Annotated in this window: 17 protein-coding genes; 6 read left to right on the top strand and 11 right to left on the bottom strand. The window is 59.9% G+C overall.

The window, feature by feature from the left end:
• Positions 1 to 2 precede the first annotated feature (2 nt).
• The 7 genes from mraY to ACILSL_RS14280 all read right to left on the bottom strand — a co-directional run bounded on the left by mraY (position 3) and on the right by ACILSL_RS14280 (position 8,198).
• Positions 3 to 1,148, bottom strand: a complete 1,146-nt coding sequence (gene mraY / locus ACILSL_RS14310; protein ID WP_395732722.1) for a phospho-N-acetylmuramoyl-pentapeptide-transferase — start codon at positions 1,146 to 1,148, stop codon at positions 3 to 5.
• A complete protein-coding gene (gene murF, locus ACILSL_RS14305) occupies positions 1,145 to 2,509 on the bottom strand; it encodes a UDP-N-acetylmuramoyl-tripeptide--D-alanyl-D-alanine ligase (protein ID WP_395732721.1) in 1,365 nt (454 codons plus the stop codon). The genes mraY and murF overlap by 4 nt, the downstream gene beginning before the upstream one ends.
• Positions 2,506 to 4,089, bottom strand: coding sequence for a UDP-N-acetylmuramoyl-L-alanyl-D-glutamate--2,6-diaminopimelate ligase (locus ACILSL_RS14300; protein ID WP_395732720.1), 1,584 nt, complete (start codon positions 4,087 to 4,089; stop codon positions 2,506 to 2,508). Before ACILSL_RS14300 ends, murF begins: the two co-directional genes overlap by 4 nt.
• Positions 4,086 to 5,948, bottom strand: coding sequence for a peptidoglycan D,D-transpeptidase FtsI family protein (locus ACILSL_RS14295; RefSeq protein WP_395732719.1), 1,863 nt, complete (start codon positions 5,946 to 5,948; stop codon positions 4,086 to 4,088). Before ACILSL_RS14295 ends, ACILSL_RS14300 begins: the two co-directional genes overlap by 4 nt.
• On the bottom strand, positions 5,945 to 6,331 hold the full coding sequence (locus ACILSL_RS14290; RefSeq protein ID WP_395732718.1) for a hypothetical protein: 387 nt from the start codon (positions 6,329 to 6,331) through the stop codon (positions 5,945 to 5,947). The genes ACILSL_RS14295 and ACILSL_RS14290 overlap by 4 nt, the downstream gene beginning before the upstream one ends.
• Positions 6,328 to 7,260, bottom strand: a complete 933-nt coding sequence (gene rsmH / locus ACILSL_RS14285; protein ID WP_395732717.1) for a 16S rRNA (cytosine(1402)-N(4))-methyltransferase RsmH — start codon at positions 7,258 to 7,260, stop codon at positions 6,328 to 6,330. Before rsmH ends, ACILSL_RS14290 begins: the two co-directional genes overlap by 4 nt.
• Positions 7,261 to 7,883: 623 nt before the next feature.
• A complete protein-coding gene (locus ACILSL_RS14280) occupies positions 7,884 to 8,198 on the bottom strand; it encodes a hypothetical protein (RefSeq protein ID WP_395732716.1) in 315 nt (104 codons plus the stop codon).
• Here ACILSL_RS14280 and ACILSL_RS14275 point away from each other — a divergent pair.
• Together ACILSL_RS14275 and ACILSL_RS14270 are read left to right on the top strand one after the other, a co-directional pair.
• The gene (locus ACILSL_RS14275) at positions 8,197 to 8,562 is read left to right on the top strand and encodes a hypothetical protein (protein WP_395732715.1); all 366 of its coding nucleotides are present in this window, start codon (positions 8,197 to 8,199) and stop codon (positions 8,560 to 8,562) included. The two genes, ACILSL_RS14280 and ACILSL_RS14275, sit on opposite strands and share 2 nt — an antisense overlap.
• Positions 8,563 to 8,829: 267 nt before the next feature.
• Complete coding sequence (locus ACILSL_RS14270) at positions 8,830 to 9,879, top strand: sugar phosphate isomerase/epimerase family protein (protein ID WP_395732714.1); 1,050 nt, start codon at positions 8,830 to 8,832, stop codon at positions 9,877 to 9,879.
• Positions 9,880 to 10,095: 216 nt separating this feature from the next.
• Here the strand turns inward: ACILSL_RS14270 and secD are convergent, their stop codons facing one another.
• Genes secD through tgt form a run of 3 tightly spaced genes read right to left on the bottom strand, consistent with a single transcriptional unit; the run spans position 10,096 to position 14,038 of the window.
• Positions 10,096 to 12,510 carry a protein translocase subunit SecD gene (gene secD / locus ACILSL_RS14265; protein WP_395732713.1) on the bottom strand — a complete coding sequence of 805 codons (2,415 nt, stop codon included), beginning with the start codon at positions 12,508 to 12,510 and terminating at the stop codon, positions 10,096 to 10,098.
• A 41-nt stretch (positions 12,511 to 12,551) separates the two neighbouring features.
• Positions 12,552 to 12,899 (bottom strand): preprotein translocase subunit YajC, encoded by a 348-nt coding sequence (yajC, locus tag ACILSL_RS14260; RefSeq protein WP_395732712.1) that lies wholly within the window; start codon positions 12,897 to 12,899, stop codon positions 12,552 to 12,554.
• Positions 12,896 to 14,038 carry a tRNA guanosine(34) transglycosylase Tgt gene (gene tgt, locus ACILSL_RS14255; protein WP_395732711.1) on the bottom strand — a complete coding sequence of 381 codons (1,143 nt, stop codon included), beginning with the start codon at positions 14,036 to 14,038 and terminating at the stop codon, positions 12,896 to 12,898. Before tgt ends, yajC begins: the two co-directional genes overlap by 4 nt.
• Before the next feature lie 222 nt (positions 14,039 to 14,260).
• On the opposite strand from tgt, the gene ACILSL_RS14250 reads away from it, so the two are divergent.
• From ACILSL_RS14250 to ychF, 3 genes are all read left to right on the top strand, one after another.
• The gene (locus ACILSL_RS14250; RefSeq protein ID WP_395732710.1) at positions 14,261 to 15,142 is read left to right on the top strand and encodes a hypothetical protein; all 882 of its coding nucleotides are present in this window, start codon (positions 14,261 to 14,263) and stop codon (positions 15,140 to 15,142) included.
• 67 nt (positions 15,143 to 15,209) lie between these two features.
• A complete protein-coding gene (locus ACILSL_RS14245; RefSeq protein WP_395732709.1) occupies positions 15,210 to 16,553 on the top strand; it encodes a FecR domain-containing protein in 1,344 nt (447 codons plus the stop codon).
• Positions 16,554 to 16,617: 64 nt separating this feature from the next.
• Complete coding sequence (gene ychF, locus ACILSL_RS14240; RefSeq protein ID WP_395732708.1) at positions 16,618 to 17,733, top strand: redox-regulated ATPase YchF; 1,116 nt, start codon at positions 16,618 to 16,620, stop codon at positions 17,731 to 17,733.
• A 63-nt stretch (positions 17,734 to 17,796) separates the two neighbouring features.
• Here the strand turns inward: ychF and ACILSL_RS14235 are convergent, their stop codons facing one another.
• Complete coding sequence (locus ACILSL_RS14235; protein ID WP_395732707.1) at positions 17,797 to 18,513, bottom strand: hypothetical protein; 717 nt, start codon at positions 18,511 to 18,513, stop codon at positions 17,797 to 17,799.
• Here ACILSL_RS14235 and ACILSL_RS14230 point away from each other — a divergent pair.
• On the top strand, positions 18,506 to 19,885 hold the full coding sequence (locus ACILSL_RS14230; RefSeq protein ID WP_395732706.1) for a DUF1501 domain-containing protein: 1,380 nt from the start codon (positions 18,506 to 18,508) through the stop codon (positions 19,883 to 19,885). The genes ACILSL_RS14235 and ACILSL_RS14230 overlap by 8 nt on opposite strands.
• Positions 19,886 to 19,896 lie beyond the last annotated feature (11 nt).

Here is a 19,896-nt window from a genome sequence, read left to right as displayed (position 1 = left end):
TTTTATCGAAGCTTGAGCGTGGCTAGACCGAGCATGGCAAAGAGCAGCGAGAGCACCCAGAAGCGCACGATGACCTGGTTCTCATGCCAGCCGCCGAGTTCAAAATGATGATGGATCGGAGCCATGCGGAAGATGCGCTTGCCGCGCTTCTTGAAGCTCCACACCTGTAGAATGACGCTCATGGCCTCCATCACAAACACACCGCCCACAAGCGCCAGCACGATCTCCTGCTTGCAGCCGATGGCCAGCGCCGCAATGCAGCCACCCAGCGCCAGCGATCCCGTGTCTCCCATGAACATCTTCGCCGGATGCGCATTGAACCAGAGGAAGCCGAGGCACGCGCCCGCCATCGCCATCGCCACAATCGGCAGTTCATTGGCCAGGCTGTTGTGCGCCACTCCTAGATAATCGGAGTACTTCGCATTGCCGCAGATGTAGCCAAACGCGGCATACGCCAGCGAGGTGGTGATCGAGCAGCCGGTGGCCAGGCCGTCCAGGCCGTCCGTCAGATTCACCGCGTTCGACGCGCCCACGATGATGATGGCAAAAAATGCCACGGCAAACAGGTGCATGTCAGAGATCACCGCATCCTTCACAAACGGAATGTAAAGCGCGCGCAGCGTGACTCCGTTGTCCCCCGGCACCGCATAGGCAAACAGCAGCCCCGCCACCACCGCCACTGAAGTCTGCCAGATCAGCTTGGTCCGGGCGCTGACGCCCTTCGAGTTTTTCTTGCTGATCTTGAGGTAGTCATCCCGGAAGCCCAGGGCGCCGAGACCGATGGTGGTAAACAGCACTGTCCACACCATGATGTTATCCCACTTGGCCCACATCAGCGTCGAGATAACAATCGCCGAGAGAATGAGCAGCCCCCCCATCGTCGGCGTGCCGGCCTTCTTGCCGTGCAGTTCATGCAGCTTGTGCACTTCTTCGGCGGTGCGGATCGGCTGCCCGATCTTCAACGAGATCAGTTTGCGGATGAGGCGGTCCCCATACATCAGCGAGAGAACAAACGCCGTGACTGCGGCGCCACCGGCGCGGAACGTGTGGTACTTGAAGAGATTGAGAATCTTGTACAGAGCGGCGTCATCGCTGATCCATTGATGAGCGAAGAGCCATTCCCTGAGTTCGTAAAGCCAGTACATCATGAGGCGGAAAAATGCGAAAGGACCTGTTCCATGCGCGCGGAGCGGCTGCCTTTGATCAGCACCACGTCTCCTTCGCGCAACCACTCACGCAGACGTGCGGCACAGGTGGCTTGATCGGAAAAATGTTCGGATGCCACGGCCTTCGAGGCTTCGGTGATCCATGCGGCTTCGTGGCCGCCCACACTGAAAACAGCGTCCAGCTTGAGCGAACCGGCAAACTCGCCCACACGGCGGTGCTCCGCTTCCGCTATCGCCCCCAGCTCGCCCATGCGGCCCAGCACCGCCACCCGGCGGCTCGTGCCGCTTCCCAGCGTGCTGAGCGTGCGCAATCCGGCGATCATGCTGTCTGGATTTGCGTTGTAGGAATCATCAATGAACTGGACACCTTTCACCACCTTCGGCTCCACGCGCCCTCCAGTGAGTTTCGCCTGGTTCAGCGCATCGGCGATGTCCGCCGGCGCTATGCCCTGCCTCCAGCCCATGCAGGCTGCCAGCGCGGCATTGCCCACCATGTGCTCTCCGAGAATCGGCAGACGCGTTTCCACCTTCTCACCGCCAAAGTCGAGCGTGAAGGTCGTGCCGGTCGCATCCGCGCGCAGATTGGAGGCCGCCACATCGCCGCAGCCCACACCCGCCATCGAGACACTGCCCTGGCAGTGACGCGCGATGACCGCGCTGTACTTGTCATTTGCATTCAGCACCACCACACCGCCGGCGCGCACATTCGCTGCCAGCGTGCCCTTCTCCCAGGCGATCGCATCCTGCGTGCCCATGTATTCGATGTGCGCCATGCCGACGTTCGTGATGATCCCGGCATCCGGTTTGGCGATGTCTGTGAGCACTTTGATCTCACCCGCATGGTTCATGCCCATCTCCGTCACGCAGCATTGGTCCCCTTCGCGCAGCGAAAGCAGCGTCAGCGGCAGACCGATGTGATTGTTCAGATTGCCAAAGGTCGCACGCGTCTGGCATTTGCGCGCCATGATGACCGCCGTGAGGTCCTTGGTCGATGTCTTGCCGTTGCTGCCGGTCAGGCCGATGATCAGCGGCGCATGATGCTCACGGTAGCCGCGCGCCATGTTTTGCAGCGCCAGCAGGGTGTCTCCCGTTTCGATCACCGCGCAGGGCAGTCCCCCCCAGGCTGGATCAATCCTGCTGACCACCACGGCAGCCGCACCGGCCGCCGCCACCTGCGGGATGAAATCGTGCGCATCAAATCTGTCCCCCACCAGTGCCACAAAGACCTCTCCAGCGGTGATCTTGCGTGAGTCGGTGTTCACATTCGTCACCAGACGCGCACCAGCACCGCGCAGGGTCCCTGCGGCGAACTGGGCGAGCGTCTGGAGTGAAATGGGAATCATCGATTGAATCTGTCAGGTCGGTCAGGGCCAGGTCGATCGGGGCGGTCAAACCCGCCACGCATGGCCTCGCGTTCAGCCTCTTTTTCTTCGCGCTCGGCAGCACGTTCAGCTTTGAGCTGGTTAAGGAAGTAGCGGGCGATTTTGCGATCATCGAATGGATGCTTTTTACCCTGAATGTCCTGGTAGTCCTCGTGACCCTTGCCTGCAATCAGCACCAGATCGCCGTCCCACGCATTCTGCAGCGCAGTCTGGATCGCCTCACGGCGGTCCATAATGACGGCGTGTTTTTGCGGGCGGGCGAAGCCGGCCTTCGCATCGTTCAAAATTTGCTGCGGATCTTCAGTCCGCGGATTGTCGGAGGTCAGCACGCAGATATCGCTGCCGGCTTCTGCCGCGGCGGCCATCTTCGGGCGCTTCGAGCGGTCGCGGTCGCCTCCGCAGCCAAACACCGTGATCAAACGGCGCGGACGCAGCGCACGCGCGGTGCGCAGGGCATTCTCCAAACCGTCTGGCGTATGCGCGTAATCAACGAAGACCTGGAAGCGTGAATTTTCGGACACCCGCTCCATGCGCCCCGGCACCTGCGGTGCGTTCTGCAGGCTCTTGATGGCTTCCCGCAGGTTCAAACCGACACCCTGGGCCGCCGCAAGCGCACCGAGCGCGTTGTACACATTGAAGTCGCCGATGAGCGGCAGGCGCACCAGGAAACTGCGGCCTTTCGCTTCGAGTTCAAACGTCGTGCCGTTCATGTCGTAGCGCACATTGATGGCACGGTACTCACAACCAACCCCGAACCCGAACCGCACAACGCGGCCGGTGTGCTCGAAACGCTGCACAAGTTTGCGTCCCCACGAGTCGTCACCGTTGATGATCAGGGCCGAGCGCTTCGATGAATCCGCAGTGATTTGAAACAGCTTCACCTTGGCCTCGAAGTACTTCTCCATCGTCCCATGGTAGTCCAGATGGTCCTGCGTCAGGTTCGTGAAAATCGCAGCCGCAAACGGCAGGCCATGGATGCGGTCCTGATCCAGCGCGTGGGAGGACACCTCCATGACGCAGGCGCGACAGCCGTTGCCGCGCATCCCTGCCAGCAGTCCCTGGATTTCCAGTGATTCGGGCGTGGTGTGTGAGGCAGGCACGTGCTCACCGTCGCCAAGTTCGTAAAATACCGTGCCCAGCAATCCGCTGCGCATCTGCGCGGAATTGAACAGATGGTGCAGCAGAAACGCCGTGGTGGTCTTGCCATTCGTTCCTGTGATGCCGGCAATGGTGAGACCCTTGGCCGGGAAGCCGTTCAGCGTCGCAGCAGCCTGCGCAAGAGCGATGCGCGACTGCCGCACATGCACCCACGGCACCGTGCAGTCATCCGCCGGAGCCTGCTCGGCAATGATCGCCGCCGCGCCGAGTTCGATCGCCTTGCCAATGAAGGAATGACCATCCACATGCGTGCCACGAATCGCCACGAAGGCGATGCCCGGGCCGACCAGACGCGAGTCGTACGCGAAGCCGGTGATGTCAGTGTCGAGACTGCCGGAAACCGCCGGCTTGTCGAGATAGGGAATTATGTCGCGAAGTATCATTGAACGCCTCCTTTAGCTGCCACCTTTATGGGGCGTTCGTTGCGGATGGCCAGATGATCCAGCGTCTCCCGCACCACTTCAGAAAAAATGGGGGCCGCAACACGGCCGCCACGCACCATGGCGGAACTCTCGGCCTTCGGATCGTCAAGCATCACCAGGCAGACCAGCTTGGGGTTGTCGATCGGAGCCATGCCGACAAACGAAGTCAGGTAGGAGCCGTCAATGTAGCGCCTCTTTTCAGGGTCGTAACGGCGGGTGGTGCCCGTTTTACCCCCGACGCGCACCTCAGGCAGCGCCGCACGCTTGCCGGTGCCTTCGATGACGACGCCTTCCAGAAAATCGCGCAGGGTGGCGGCGGTCTTCGCCGTGCAAACCTGCCAGACCGGCTGCGGCGGCATGATTTCGGTGTCGCCATTCGGCTTGACGATGCGGTCGATGAGCCGCGGCTTCATGAGCACGCCGCCGTTGGCAATGGCTCCATAGGCCATGCACATCTGCAGCGGGGTGACTGATACTTCATATCCAATAGGCATGCGTGAATAGGTGGTGTTGCTCCACTTGCCGGTATTGAGGTAGCCGGCTTTTTCGCCGAGAAGACCGATGCCGGTGGGAGAACCAAATCCAAACCTTGTGGCATAATCGAGCATCATGTCCTGTCCAACACGTTTGCTGATTTTGTACATGCCGATGTTGCTCGAATGCACCAGCACTCCCTTGACTGTTTGCATCCCCAAAGGTTCGTCATCACTGAGTTTCACCTTCCGCACCGGATCTTCGTAATGCATGTTGCCGCAGTCGATCTTCTCGCCGGGCGAGATTTTGTGATTGTCGAGCCCCGCCGCCAGCGTGACCACCTTGAAAATCGAGCCCGGTTCATAAGGCTCCGCGATGACGTGATTGGTCCAGGTGCTGACATCCGGGTTGCTCAGATCACGATGCGGACGCGCCGCCATGGCCAGCACAGTACCCGTGGAGGGCTCCGTGACGACGATCACCACCCGGCGGGCGTTGTGCGCCTTCCAGGCCCGCTCGCAAATCGCCTCGACATTGTCCTGCAGCTGCATGTCGATGGTGAGATGCGCATCGCTACCATGCTGTGGATCAATGACTTGACTGCGATAGGAGGGCAGCTCGTGCCCCGACTTGTCACGCTCGATCAACTGCTCCCCGGCTACCCCGGTGAGCTTGGCATCCATGAGCTTTTCGACCCCCCAGCGGCCTTTGTTGCTGACGTCAGTGTCGCCCAGCACCAGCGAGAGCCGATCCTGCGCCGGAAAACGGCGTGCCACCATCGGGCGCGTGTAGATGCCGAAAATGTGCTTTTCCTTGAACAGAGTGGTCCACTGCTTCGCCGTTTCATCATCCACCAGCTTCGCGAGGACGACTTCCGGTTTGTCTGAGTCAATCTGGCTGCGGATTTCCTTCTCAGACTGCGGCAGGATGCCCGCCAGCACCTTGGCCACATGCTCATGGTAGGCGGCAATCGTTTCCGCGTCGCTCAGCTGTTCACGCAGTTCCACGACCTTCACTCCGCGGATCGCCGCCAGCTGATGCCGCACCGTGATCACCTCACGCAGATGCGTGCGGTCCGTGTACAACTCTTTCACGTCCTCATCATGCGCCAGGTATTCGCCGCTCAGATCCTTGATGGCTCCACGGTGCGCAGGCAGCACGATGTGCCGCTGGTATTTCCTCGCCGCCAGCACCACCAGACGCGGCGATTCCTTGATCTGGATGACCGCCAGCCGCCACGTCACCAGCGAAAAACCCGCCAGCAGCACAAACAGCAGCAGCAGCATGCGGCGGCACACCGGACGGTCCCGACGGAGCTGGATTTGATTTGGCAGGGGCTGACTCACGGGGCCTTGGGCATGTTTTGGGCGACAGACGGGTCCGCAGCCGGTGCCGCGACTTTCGCCGCCGGCTCAGGCAGGGGTTTGAGAAGAAGAATTCCGTGCTTCGTGATCGGCCGCAGCAGCGTCCCCGCATTGGTGAGGCGCGGCTGCACTCGGTCGCGGGTCAGCATCGTTTCAATGCGGTTGTTCAGGGCCAGAATCTCCGCATTCAGCAGCCGCATCTCGGCTTCCACCTTGCGCTGCTCCTCGCCGATCGCACGCACCCGGTTCTTGCTCACCACAATCCCCAGCCCCACCAGCGCGAGCGAGGCGACAACAATCAAGATCGCCGTGATCGTGGAAAGACCAAGGCTGTTGCGGTAGCGGTTGCGCGGGCGTGGTTTCATTCGGGCAGTCGTTCGGCGACGCGCAGCACCGCGCTGCGCGCACGTGGGTTCAGTTCGATCTCTTGCTCCGTGGCCTGCACGGGCTTCCGCGTGATCAGCTTCAGCACGCAGTCCGGGTTTTTGCGCGCCTCAGGCCACTCAGGCCGGTCAATGAACGGCGCTGAAAGGTGCTGCAGCGTCTGTTTGACGATGCGGTCCTCCAGCGAGTGAAAGGAAATAACAGCCAGCCGGCCGCCGGGCTTCAGCCAGCGCGGCGCTGCGGCAAGAAAATCGTGCAACGCAGCCAGCTCATCATTCACCGCGATGCGCAGCGCCTGAAACACCAGCGTCGCCGGATGCCGCTTCCCACGCTTCGGCGCCGCGATGGAGACGATCTCGGCCAGCTGGAAGGTCGTGCGGATGGGCTTTGCAGTACGCGCTTTGACGATCGCCCGTGCAATGCGCCGGGCGTTGGGCTCCTCGCCATATTCAAAGAAGAGGCGCACGAGTTCCGCCTCATCCTCGGTGTTCACCAGGTCTGCGGCCGTACGCGGAGATTCCGTGTCCATCCGCAGATCCAGCGGACCGTCTCTCATGAAAGAAAAACCACGTGCCGCATCATCCAGTTGATGGCTCGACACCCCAATATCCACCAGCATCCCGTCAAAACCGGATACCCCCGTCTCATCGACGATCTGCGGAAAGTTGCGGAAGTTACCGCGCAAGGCACAGAACTGCGCCGCATACGGTTTCAGCCGTTCAGTGGCATGTTTCAGCGCATTCAGATCCTGGTCCATCGCCACCACCCGCGCCCCATGCTGGAGCAGCGCCTCCGAATGCCCGCCACCACCGAGGGTGCCATCGAAAAATAGCTTGCCCGGTGCAGGCTGCAGCATGGCCACCACCTCCGCCAGCAGCACCGGCGCATGGTAAAAAGGCAGGTTTCTCATCGCAGCTTCAGATGGAGGAGGCTCTGGCGCATCCCCCCCACCCCCGGCACCCTGTCGTGTCACCAGCGTCCCGCGCCCCCACGGCATCAGATCATCCATTGCGTCGGTGGCACCAAACCAAGCCCACCCTCCCACCTGAGAAAATTCAATCAGTCTGGAAATCCCAGCAAACCATTCCCCCACGAACGACCGCTTCCGTCGGGCTGGCCGAGGGAAGAGTCGCCACAAAGGGAAACCTGTTGTTGAGAGCGCGTTCATCAAAGAAGCGGAATATCGGTGCTGTCGAATGTTCGAAGCGTGACAGAAAAGTCGTAAACCTAAAATTCTAACTAATCCTTATAATCGACAGACCTCATTCTTGGCAATCGTCTATTTTCAGAATTTTCACCTTCTGATAGAATGCTGAGAATACTGTTCATTCGATCAGCCAGAAGTTTTAGAGATACCCTTAATTGCACATTGCCCCTAGCTCAGTGCTTCTCAATGACAGACTTCACCAACCCCTGCGTTTCCGCTCTAGTCGAGGAAGCGCCTATCCTCGAAACCGTCTTAAACTTTTTTCGACATCTTAATATTTACGTCTTCGTCCCAAGAGGAATCTCGACAGAAGGGCCGCAGTATTGCTAGCCTCGCGGAAATTGAAACAATTCTGACCCACGAACCATTATGGCGAAAAAACCTGCTCCGAAGAAGGCCCCTGTTAAAAAGCCTGCAGCATCCAAAAAGTCGGCCGTGGCTAAGAAGAAGCCCGCACCGCTGAAAAAGGCAGTCCCGGCCAAGAAAAAAGCGGAAGCAGTGAAACCCAAGGCCGCCGCCAAACCAGCGCCAGCTCCCATCGTCAAAAAAGCTGAGCCAGCTCCCGTCTTTAAACCTGTCTTTGAAACACCTGCGCCGAAGCCCGCAGCCCCATCCCCTGCACCCGCTTCCAGGCTGGTCATGAAAACCGGCGCAGGCGGTGCTGTGGCCCTGACCATTGCAGCCCAGGCCTCCGCCGGTGCCGCCGCCAATGGCAATTCCCATCCCGCCAACATCCTCGTGCTCGTCAGCAGCAGTGGCTGGCCCGTCACCGATCTCACCAAAGATCACTTCACCTTGATGGAGTACTTCGAAGTTCCCGGCCAGCAGGCCCCCTTCAGCAACAACATCACCTCCTTTCGCAACGTCGGCACCGGCGCCTACCTCCTTCAGGTCAAGCCCATCAACGGCGCCCCCTGGCGCACCGGCCATCACCTCGCTCAAATCCTCGTCTCCTCCTCCGACGACCGCCAGGGCCAGGGTGCCGTAAAACTCATCATCCGCTAGCACCCCCGACGAGTAAATCCTACTCGTCCTCCTACTCCTACTCGTCCTCGATCAAAGCGCCGAGTTTCAAGTTTAAAGTCTCAAGCCACAAGCCGCCTCCGCACCCGCGCCAGCCACTTCGTTCGCAGTTCGGGATCGTAGCCAGTTCTGCATTCGACCTTCCTCGGCTTGGTTCTGAACCTCATCTCTGCGGTCTTCGAATCTCTCGCGGTGCTAAATCAGTGTTTCCCCATCGACAGCCCCCCCGCCTCCGCTAGCATGCCCCGCATGAACCGCCGCTCCTTCCTCGCGCAATCCCTCGCCGCCACCGCAGCCGCCTCCCTCTCCCAGGCAGCCACCGGCTCCAAACTTGCCCTCGGCCTCGATCATTTCGCCGTCCGCGCCACCGGCTGGAAAGCCGCGCAGTTCATCGATTACGCCGCGTCCCTGAAGCTCGACACCATGTTCATCTCCGAACTCCATGTGTTCGAAAACTTCGAAGAAGCCTATCTCAAAAGCCTCAAAGAACAGGCCGACCGCGCCGGACTCAAACTCTACGTCGGCACCGGCTGCGTCTGCAAAACCGCCAACCGCTGGAAGGACACTTACGGCACCCCGGAGGAGCATCTCGGTCTCACCATCCGCATCGCCAAGGCCCTCGGCTCGCCCGTCGCACGCTGCTACCTGGGCGATCAAAAGGATCGCAGCGGCGATGGCGGCATCCAGAAACACATCGAATCGATGGTTAAAACCATCAAAGCCTGCCAGTCCAAAGCCGAAGGCGAAGGCATCAAGATCGCCGTCGAAAATCACGCCGGCGACATGCAGTCCCACGAGCTCAAAGCCCTCATCGAAGCCGCAGGCAAAGGCTACGTCGGCGCCAACATCGATCCCGGCAACGCCGTCTGGGCCCTCGAAGAACCCCTCCTCCACCTCGAAACCCTCGGCCCCCTCACCATCTGCAGCAGCGTCCGCGACAGCATGCTCTGGGAAACCGAGGACGGCGCCATGGTCCAGTGGACCGCCGTCGGCGAAGGCCTCGTCGATTTCAAAGCCTACGCCCAGCGCTTCGCCCAGCTCGCCCCCGGCGTCCCCCTCCAGGTCGAAACCATCTCCGGCTTCGCCCGCCCCTTCGCCTGGAAGAAAGACGAATTCTGGAAAATCTTCCCCAATCACCGCGACACCCCCATGTTCAAAGCCTGGCTCGACATGGCCAAACGCGGCCACAAGATCGACACCTTCAAAGCCCCCGACGGCCCCGCCAAAAAAGACGCCGAGATCGCCTACCAAAAAGGCGAAGCCGAACGCAGCTTTGCCTGGCTCCGCGCCAATGCTTGATCAGCGTTGAATCAGAGCAGTCTTCTTCAGCCTCCTCTTCCTTTCTCGGCTTGGGTTTGAGGTCTTCACTGCGGTTTCCTAAACTCTGCGGTGCGCTGCCATGTTCAGCACTTCCTTGGGAGCATATAAAAAAACATCTCCGGGCAAGGCAGGTGTAAATCGCCTGCCTTGCCATGGAGATGAGGGGAAACGAAGCGCGGACCTTTCGAATTCCGATTACTTCTTGCCACTCGCCACGGCCGCTGCAGCGATGGCCTGTTGGGCTTTGAGCTGTTCGATCTGCGCATCCAGCACCTGGTGCTTGAGGCTGGTGCCGCTCTTCTTGGCGTACCACAGCACCAGCGGGGAGGCGATGAAGATGGAGGAGTAGGTGCCGAGCAGCACGCCGATGGTGATCGGCATGGCAAACTCAAGCATGGCGGGATTGCCGAGGAAGAGCAGCACGACCATCGGTGCCAGGGCTGTTGGGCCAGTGAGGAGCGTACGGGAGAGGGTCTTGCAGATGGCCTCGTTCATCATGTCGCGCATGCTGCCGCCCGTGCCCTTCTGAATGGTTTCACGGATACGGTCAAACACCACGATGGTGTCATTGATGGAGTAGCCGGCGATGGTGAGCAGCGCGCCCACGTGGATGATGCTGAGCTCCTGGCCAAACAGCACGCAGAGGCCGGGCACCATGAGCACGTCATGGAACAGGGCGACGATGGCGCCGATGGCGAAGGCCACTTCGTAGCGCATCAGAAGGTACACAAAGATCGCGATCAGCGCGGCGAACATGGCCCACATGGACTGCTTGGCGAGTTCGGAACCGATCACGGAACCCACGGTGGCAATGCTGGTTCCCGCCACGGTGTCCTTGTTCCATTTGCTGGTGATCGCATGCTGGATCACCGTCCCGCTGAGTTCTTCGCAGCGGATGCTCAGATTTTCCACGCCGCCGGCGCTTTTGCGCTGGATGTAGAAGCTGCCGAGGGGTTTGCCACCATCCTGTTTGAGTCCTGCGAACAGGTCCTCAAATTCCTTGTCAGTGATGTTCTTGTCCTTGGCCAGCGTCACGTCCACGCGGCTGCCGCCGCGGAAGTCGATGCCGAAACCTGCGCTGCCCTTGTAAGCCAGCGTGCCAAACGATATCGCCGTCACGACGAGCGAGGCAATGATGAACTTCGGAGCCGAAGACAGAATGTCGAAGACCTTGTCAGGGATGATTCTGGTCGTGTGAATCTTCTTCAGGATGTTCTTGTCCACCACCCACATGAAGATCACGCGGGTGACGATCAGCGCGCCGATCATCGAGGAAATCAGACCAATCATGAGCGTGACGGCGAAGCCTTTGACCAGACCACCGGAAATAATGAACAGGATCAGCGCTGAGATGAGCGTGGTGATGTTGGAGTCGGCAATGGCGGAAAAGGCCTTGTCATAAGCGGCTTCCAGCGCAGCAGCGAAGGTCTTGCCCGCTTCCATTTCTTCGCGCAGTCGCTCGTAGATCAGCACGTTCGCATCCACCGCCATGCCAATGGTCAGCACCACACCGGCGATGCCGGGCATGGTGAGCGTGAAGCCAAACAAGGCCATGGCGCCAAACAGGATCGCGATGTTGATGACCAGGCCGACAATCGCCACAAGACCGGCGAGGCGGTAGATGAACATCATGAAGCAGGTGGTGATGATGAGAGCTGCCACGCCGATCCACTTGCCCTGGTCAATCGAGGACTGGCCATAAGCCGATGACACCGAGCTCTCGGTCAGGATCTGCATCGGATTTTGCAGCGGGTTGCTCAGCAGGGTGGCCAGAGTGTCGGCCTCCTGCTGGGAAAAGCCCTTGCCGCCGCCGCCGGAGATTTCCGCCCTGCCGCCGTATTGCTTCGCCTGCAGCCGGGGGGCCGAGTGAATCTGGCCGTCCACAATGATGGCCATTTCCTTCTGGTAATGCACTGCGGCCAGCTCATCAAAGAGCTTGGCCCCTTCGCTGTTGAACTGCAGGGCCACTTTGTTGCCTTCGGCATCCACCGTGCGGAAGGCATTGGAGACGTATTTGCCTTCGATGTCAGCCGAATCACGGACGAGTTCGGACCGGTTGATGACCGTGCCATCCTTTGCGGTGGTGGGAGTATAAGGCATCTCGATCCAGCCTGGCTCCTTGATGCCGCCGCGCGCCTTGATCTGCTCCAGCTTCGCCTGGCTGTCCGGGTGCACCCGGCGGAACTCAAGGTGGGCCACGGTCACAATTGTATCCCGCACGGCTTTGATTTCCTCTTCGGTGATGCCTGGCATCTGAATCACGATCCGGTCCGCGCCTTCAGGCTGCAGGGTAAGATCTTTCGAAGCATCAGGATTGAGACGCCGTTCAAGGATCGCGATCGCCTGCTGCACGTCGCTGCTGGTCACTGCTTTGGGGCTGCCGTCATCATTCTTGCCCGGAGCAAGCTTGACGATGAACTCGCTGCCGCCCTGCAGGTCGATGCCCAGCTGGAGTTTCATCGCCTCGATCGTATAGATGGCCGAGAAGGCGGTGAGGATGATGAGGAGCGTGCCCACGCGCCGCTTGGTCGTATGCACGGCAGTGCCGACATAGACGAGCAGCATCATTAGCAGGGAGGCACCGACAAAAAAGGTGGCGAAGGGATTCATGGACAGGTTGGCAGGTAGGTTGGGAAAATCAAAAGGGCCGCTTACGCTTCGGTCGCTTCAACGACGTCGGACTTCTTCGTCACGGCGGCGATCTTGACGCGTTCAAACTCGACTTTGACGTTGTCGGCGATCTTGACCATGACGGTGCGGTCTTTCACGCTGGTGATGATGCCGTGCACGCCGCTTTCCATGATGACATGGTCGCTCACGCCCACGCTGGCGATCAGCTTCTGGTGCTCCTTCATGCGCTTCTGCTGCGGGCGAAAGATGACGAAATACATCACCACGATCATGAGGATCGGCAGCATCATCGGGCTGCCAAGGAGGCCGCCTTGAGGTGCGGCATCTGCAGCGAGAAATAGGGCGTGATTGAGAGATGTAGAGATCATGATTCGGGAGCTGCGGTGGTGGACTTGTATTTCGCGACGACCTCTGCCCGGAACTCGGCGAAACAACCCTGTTCGATCGCTTGACGTGCCCTGGACGTGAGGGACGCGTAGAAATGCAGGTTATGAAGAGAAATCAACCGCAAACCCAGAATCTCCTGTGCCTGAACCAAATGGCGGATGTACGCCCGTGAAAAGCCCTGGCAGAGCGGATGGGTGTCTTCGGAAATGGGGCGGAAATCCTTGGCGTAGCAGGCATTTCGCAGATTCATGAGGCCCTCGTGGGTGAAGGCGGCACCATTCCGCGCCAGGCGGGTGGGCAGCACGCAGTCAAACATGTCGATACCGCGTGCGATCAGCTCGATCACCTGCGGAGGTGTGCCCAGGCCCATGGCGTAGCGGGCCTGATTGGCGGGCAGGTGCGGCGTCGTCCATTCAGCGATGCGCATCATGTCCTCCTCCGGCTCTCCCACGCTGAGTCCGCCGATGGCATAGCCGTCAAAACCCATGGCCACCAGCTCCCGGGCGGATTTTTCACGCAGCTCTTTATAGACACTGCCTTGTACAATACCGAAGTGCTGCTGCGCCCCGCCACCGGTTTGTGGCCGGTGTTCATCAATCCAGGCGCGGCAGCGCTTGGCCCAGCGCAGAGTCAGATCCAGGCTCTTTTCAGCCTCCCTGGCCTCGCAGGGGTAGGGCGTGCATTCATCAAACAGCATCGCCACGTCCGAGCCCAGGGTCGCCTGAATCTCCATGGACGTTTCCGGGCCGATGAACATCGGTGTGCCATCGAGGTGGTTTTGGAAGTGGCAGCCCTCCTCTTTGATTTTCCGCAGTTTTGCCAGCGAGAAGACCTGGAAACCGCCGCTGTCCGTCAAAATCGGCCGGTCCCAGTTCGCGAACTTGTGCAGCCCGCCTGCCGCCTGCATGATTTCCATGCCAGGGCGTACAAAGAGATGGTAGGTGTTGCCCAGAATGATCTGCGAATTCAGCGCCCGCAGTTCCTCCGGATGCATGGCTTTCACCGTGCCCTGTGTGCCCACCGGCATGAAAACCGGCGTCTCCACCACGCCATGGGGCGTCGTCAGCCGCCCGCGGCGGGCGTGGGACGAAGGATCAGTGGCAAGAAGCTCAAAAGACATGGGAGACGGCAAAAAGGGCGCGGAGTCTCGCCGATGTGGCGGAAAGAGCAAGCATGCACACGATGTAGCGGATTCGAGCTTGACCAAATAGGCGCCTATTCATACAAAACCGCCCGCATGTTTTTAAATAAATCATTTATAGCCTGGCTTGCTGTGGCTGGCTGCAGTCTGGCAGGAGCCATTTCCACCATGGCACAAAGCCCCGCCGTGGATCGTTCTGTGGTGGACCAGACCATTCGTGAAGCCCTGCGCACCACGAAACGGGATACTCGCGACCAAAGGGCGGTCTCCCCCGCCAGTCAGGAGGAGCTCAACCTGCTTGACCGTGAGTTTGGCCAGCAAAGCATCAGCGGACTGGTGCGTTCGAAACCGAAACAGTTTCTCATGGCGCTGGAAGCCAGCGGTTTCTTCACCTCCAATGCCGCTCTGGCTCCAACTCCGGAAAGTTCAGACTGGGTGGGCCGCACGGGCCTGCGTGGCGCTTGGTTTCCTCAGCTGACCGACAAAATCAACCTGCTGGCGATGGCTTCCTACTCGCTCTGGCGCTATGCAAACCTGCAGCAGCTCGATTTCGACGATTTCGGCAGTCAGATCGGCGCGCAGTATCACCAAGGACGGGGTGAGCTTGCGGGCGGCATCTCCCGTTTGAATGTATGGGCACAGTATCGCTATCAACGGCTCACTTCCCCGTGGAACTGGGGCGACAGGCTCTATGAAAACCATTTCTTGGAGACAGGTCTGCGCAAAGGCTGGTTGCTCAGCCCCGATATCAGCGTCTGGCTGGGTGGCAATGCCGCGGTGAGTGTTGGGGGAGGACCCTCCGCCTTCCGTCGTCACGAATTCAGCACCCAGGCCGGGGCTGCGTGGCAGATCACGCCGAAGCTGGCGTTCACAACCTTGTATCGGTTCGCCTGGTTTGATTACGTCCAGGTCAGTCGGAATGACCTCAATCACCTGCTGTTTCTCGGCTTGGGCTATCAAGTGACCCATAACCTGACGGCGCAGGTCTACGTCAGCGGCATCTTCAACCACTCCGATGTCAACGCCTTCGACTACAAGGCCCTGAACACCGGCTTGGGACTGGCGCTGTCCCATGTATGGTGACATCAAAATGACATTCCCGCGGCTTTTTTGGCCACGTCTGCGCAAATGGCTTAAATCCACATCCTCTATGAAGCAAGCTTCCGCCCTCCTTCCCCTGATCGTTATGATGCAGACCACGGCTCTGACCGCAGGTTCCATCACCACCTCCAGCGGCAACGTGCAAACGACGGGCAATCAGGTGATCACAGGCAACAATGCCCGTGCTCAAGCCACAGTGGATCAGCGCGGCAGCGTCGTCCGGCTTGGCTCCAATACATCAGCTCAAGTCGGAGATCGTGGTGATGTTTCGCTCTCCAAAGGCGTTGCGCTGATCTCTTCCGGCGATGGTTTTTTGCGTCGTCCGGCCGTCCAGGTCACCACGCCGCAGGGGGATGTCACCGTGCGTGGCTCCGCCATCGTGGCCGTCTTGCCGGACGGCTCGGTGAAAATGACTTGTCTCGAAGGCAGCGTGCGGGGGGATCTGGGCGGGCAGAACACGACTCTGAACCCTGGCCACCTGATCGTGCAGCGTCCTGAAGGCACGCGGGACACCGTGCAGGTAAATCTCAACACCCTCACGCATTCCAGCACGCTGCTCGACAGCGCCAGTTTCAAGCAGCCACTGCCCGCCGCGCCAGAAATTCGTCAGGAAGTGGCACTGCAGGCCCAGTCGCTCGGTGCCACTTTAACGCTGGCGCGCAATGATGGTGCCGGCACTCAGAAGCTCACTCTTGGAAACGCAGCCGAGCTCAAGACGGCTGAGGTGAAAAGCACCGGCCCTGGTCTGCTCACACGCATTTTCGGCATGAGCGTCTCAAACAGCAGGACAGATGCCAGTTCCAATGCCAGCGGGACCACGATGAACGTGTCTGGCGGGAGTCCATCGCAGGCACCAAACACCACCCTTATATCGTCCTCCGGATCCAGCATGGTGAAGGTTTCCGGCGAAGTTTCCGGCAGCAATGTTTTTCTCGCCAGCACGGGCACGGCAGGCGTCATATCCACGAATGCTTCCATCGCATCAGGGTCTGAGGGCCAGACACAGCGGGTCCTGACACTGACTCCCAACGCGACTACCGCCCTCTCCAGCTCCAGTACGCAACTGGTTCTGGCCAACGGCACCACGCAGCAGATCGTCAATCAGGGCAGCCTGACCTTGGCCAGCAATGTGAATGCGATGCCGGGAGCCTCCCTGGTCAAATCCGGCTCCGGCATGCTCACGATCAGCAGTGCGCAGAATTTGCAGACCACCGGGGTCACCGTCAACAGTGGCACCCTTGTGTTGCAAGGCGCGGCCGCCCAGCAGTTCACCAATGGCACTTTGAGCGTCACCGGCCCGGGCGGCGCAACGCTCACGCCCATTGCCGGCACCGGTGGGGTGCTCACCTTTCAGCCGACCGCTGGCGGTACCGCCCCGGCCAGCGCGCCTTGATTTCAGTCGCGATCACAGAACCGGGCTTGCGCTGGCGTGGCATACCGCTAATCTCGCCGCCCTTATGCTCAGAGCCGGTATTGTAGGCCTTCCTAACGTTGGCAAATCCACCCTTTTTAACGCTGTCACCCGCACCCGCAAGGCGGAGGCAGCCAACTATCCATTCTGCACCATCGAGCCGAACACCGGCGTCGTCACCGTGCCGGATGAGCGGCTCGCCGTGCTTTCGAAGATCTCCGGGTCCTCGAAACTGGTCCCCGCCGCCATCGAGTTCGTCGATATCGCCGGTCTCGTCAAAGGCGCGAGCCAGGGTGAAGGCTTGGGCAACAAATTCCTCAGCCACATCCGTGAGGTGGACGCCATCGTGCACGTGGTGCGCTGCTTTGAAGACGGTGACATCACTCATGTCAGCGGCACGATTGACCCCGTGCGCGACATCGAAGTCATCAACACCGAGCTGATCCTCGCCGACATGGACGCCATCCAGCGCCGGAAGGACAAGGCCGAAAAGAATGCGAAAAGAGGCGAAAAAGAGGCGAAGGCCGAACTCGCTATCTGCGAAAGGCTGATCCCGCATTTCGATGCCGGAAAGCCCGCCGTGACGCTCGAAATGACCGAGGAAGAGCGCAAGCTGGTGAAATCCTTCTTCCTGCTCAGCTCGAAGCCCTGCATCTTCGCCTGCAACGTCGCCGAGAACGATCTCGCGACAGCTTCCAATGATCCTGACAACCATCCCTTCGTGGGCAAGGTGCGTGAATACGTAAAGCATGCCCACGAGGCCAGCGCCGTCGTCGTCAGCGCTGCCATCGAAAGCGAGTTGATCGACCTCAGCGACGAAGAAGCCAAAGCCTACCTCTCCGACATCGGTGTGACGGACAGCGGCGTCTCTCGCCTGATCAAGGGCGTCTATGACCTTCTCGGCCTTCAGACCTACCTGACCACCGGCGAGAAAGAAACCCGCGCCTGGACCATCACGAAGGGTATGAAGGCCCCGCAGGCCGCGGGCGTCATCCATGGCGACTTCGAACGCGGCTTCATCGCCGGCGAAATCGTCCATTTCAACGACCTCGTCGAGCTCGGCTCCAATGCGAAGGCAAAGGAAAAGGGCAAATGGCGCATCGAAGGCAAGGAATACGTCATGCGCGACGGCGACGTCGTCGAATGGCGCTTCAATGTTTGATGTGGAGCGGGCGCTCCAACCCGCAGCATGAGTTTCTTGGCGGGCAAGAGCGCCCGCTGTACCTCACTCTCTCCAAATCCGGCCCTGGCCCGTTTCAAACGCGCGTTGCAGACTGCCAAAGAGCAAATTGAGCTTGGCCTCTTCCTTGATGACAAACTCGACCGTATGCGCATGCGTGGACGCCGGATAGTTTTTCACCACTTTCGGGTTGGTCAGATCTGGTGAAACTCGGTTGGCAGCCTGTTCGAACAGACCCTTGGCCCTGTCCATGGCTTGAGTGCCGGCACCCACGGTGTTGCTGCCAGTCTCCGGCTTGTAAGGCTCAAGATAGTAAAAACGCACGACCATGGCGGAGTTGAGCGTCAGGTTCACCTCCACCACACGGGCCACGCCATCGGATATGTACTCATGCTTGGAAAGCGCGATGATGGCGTTGCAGCGCACGATGTAGTTGCCTCCGTTGAATTTCCCCTGCCACAGACCGTCCAGCGTGACAGCATCCTGAGGTGTGGTCTGGCCGCTGGGCGCGGCGGTTTGCGCTTGAAGTGAAATGGTAAGAAACAACGAGAGGATGATGAGAAGAGCTTTCATGGGAAGGTTAGGAGGTAAGACTAGCACGACAGAGGCATAAAAGAACAACCCTTTATTCGCTGGAATGTTTCCGGCTAAAGAATCCGGGGGGCCGGAAAGGCCCATCTTCGAAAGCGGCATCATCCATTCAGTTTCAGCTTCGGACTGCGTATTAGTAAACAGTTCAACCCCCACGCGCACCATGTTCAAGTTCTCCGGTCAAGGCTCCATCACCAATTGCGACGGCATCTCGCGTCGTGATTTCCTGCAGGCAGGCGCCCTCGGCGCGATCGGGCTGACGATGCCCGGCTTCGCCAAATTGAAGGCCGAGGGCAAGGTGGACTCCAAAAAGAGCAACAAGGCCTGCATCATGATCTTCAACCTCGGCGCGCCGAGCCAGCAGGATCTGTGGGACATGAAGCCCGATGCGCCGAGCGAGATTCGCGGCCCGTTCAAGCCCATCCGCACCAAAAGCAATGCCTTCGAGATCTCCGAAATCCTGCCGCTGCACGCCAAGATCGCCGACAAGTTCAGCCTCGTCCGCTCCTGCTACCACACTGCCGCCGCTGTGCATGACACGGGGCATCAGATGATGCAGACGGGCCGCCTTTTCACCGGCGGGGTCAATACTCCCCACGTCGGCAGCGCCCTTGAGTTCCTGCAAGGCCGCCGCAGCGACTTGCCCGCGCATGTCATTCTGCCGGAATCCATGGGGCCTACCGGTGGCAACATGCCGCATGGCCAGGACGCCGGATTCCTCGGCAAAGCCTACGATCCCTTCGTGTTGAATGCCGATCCTGCCGTCAAAGACTTCAAAGTGCCCGATCTCCTGCCGCCAAAGGAAATCGGCGAAGTGCGCCTCGAACGCCGCCGCGAACTGCGTGAACTGGTGGACAGCAGCGTACGCAATTTCGAGTACAGCGAGCAGGCGAAACTCATGGACTCGAACTTCGAGTCCGCCTACCGCATCATGACCAGCACGCAGGCCCGCGAGGCCTTCGACCTCACCAAGGAGCCGCTGAAGGTCCGCGAACGCTACGGCCTGAACCGTTTCGGCCAGAGCTGCCTGCTCGCACGCCGCCTCGTCGAGCGCGGCGTCCGTTTCGTCACCGTGAACACCTTCATCACCGTGTTTGGTGAGATCACCTGGGACATCCACGGCTCGAAGCCGTTCACCAGCATCGAAGGCATGCGCGACATCGTCGCCCCCATGTATGACCAGGGCTACAGCGCCCTCATCGAGGACCTGTTCCAGCGCGGCATGCTGGACGACACCATGGTCACCTGCCTCGCCGAATTCGGCCGCACGCCCAAGATCAATCCCGCCGGTGGTCGCGACCACTGGCCCAACTGCTGGACCATCAATTTTGCCGGCGGCGGCATCAAAGGCGGCGAAGTCATCGGCAAATCCGACGACATCGGCGGCTATCCCACCGAGCGCCCCGTCGCCCCGAAAGAAATCGTCGCCACCATCTACCAGGCCCTCGGCATCGATCTCACCACCGAACTCCCTGGCCCGCAGGGGAGGCCGTATCCCGTTGTCGATTTCGGCACGCAGGCCATCAAAGAGCTGTTTGCGTAGAACGAGTGTCG

The organism is Prosthecobacter sp., from assembly GCF_044222345.1.
Lineage (GTDB): Bacteria > Verrucomicrobiota > Verrucomicrobiia > Verrucomicrobiales > Verrucomicrobiaceae > Prosthecobacter.
Note: the sequence above shows the minus strand (reverse complement) of the source record. Positions and strands in the feature narration are given on the sequence as shown.

What these genes read in the sequence shown, in the direction of transcription:
- mraY (WP_395732722.1), bottom strand. Translation starts at nt 1,148, where the DNA reads ATGATGTACTGGCTTTACGAACTCAGGGAATGGCTCTTCGCTCATCAA.
- murF (WP_395732721.1), bottom strand. Translation starts at nt 2,509, where the DNA reads ATGATTCCCATTTCACTCCAGACGCTCGCCCAGTTCGCCGCAGGGACC.
- ACILSL_RS14300 (WP_395732720.1), bottom strand. Translation starts at nt 4,089, where the DNA reads ATGATACTTCGCGACATAATTCCCTATCTCGACAAGCCGGCGGTTTCC.
- ACILSL_RS14290 (WP_395732718.1), bottom strand. Translation starts at nt 6,331, where the DNA reads ATGAAACCACGCCCGCGCAACCGCTACCGCAACAGCCTTGGTCTTTCC.
- rsmH (WP_395732717.1), bottom strand. Translation starts at nt 7,260, where the DNA reads ATGAGAAACCTGCCTTTTTACCATGCGCCGGTGCTGCTGGCGGAGGTG.
- ACILSL_RS14275 (WP_395732715.1), top strand. Translation starts at nt 8,197, where the DNA reads ATGAAAACCGGCGCAGGCGGTGCTGTGGCCCTGACCATTGCAGCCCAG.
- ACILSL_RS14280 (WP_395732716.1), bottom strand. Translation starts at nt 8,198, where the DNA reads ATGACCAGCCTGGAAGCGGGTGCAGGGGATGGGGCTGCGGGCTTCGGC.
- ACILSL_RS14270 (WP_395732714.1), top strand. Translation starts at nt 8,830, where the DNA reads ATGAACCGCCGCTCCTTCCTCGCGCAATCCCTCGCCGCCACCGCAGCC.
- secD (WP_395732713.1), bottom strand. Translation starts at nt 12,510, where the DNA reads ATGAATCCCTTCGCCACCTTTTTTGTCGGTGCCTCCCTGCTAATGATG.
- yajC (WP_395732712.1), bottom strand. Translation starts at nt 12,899, where the DNA reads ATGATCTCTACATCTCTCAATCACGCCCTATTTCTCGCTGCAGATGCC.
- tgt (WP_395732711.1), bottom strand. Translation starts at nt 14,038, where the DNA reads ATGTCTTTTGAGCTTCTTGCCACTGATCCTTCGTCCCACGCCCGCCGC.
- ACILSL_RS14245 (WP_395732709.1), top strand. Translation starts at nt 15,210, where the DNA reads ATGAAGCAAGCTTCCGCCCTCCTTCCCCTGATCGTTATGATGCAGACC.
- ychF (WP_395732708.1), top strand. Translation starts at nt 16,618, where the DNA reads ATGCTCAGAGCCGGTATTGTAGGCCTTCCTAACGTTGGCAAATCCACC.
- ACILSL_RS14230 (WP_395732706.1), top strand. Translation starts at nt 18,506, where the DNA reads ATGTTCAAGTTCTCCGGTCAAGGCTCCATCACCAATTGCGACGGCATC.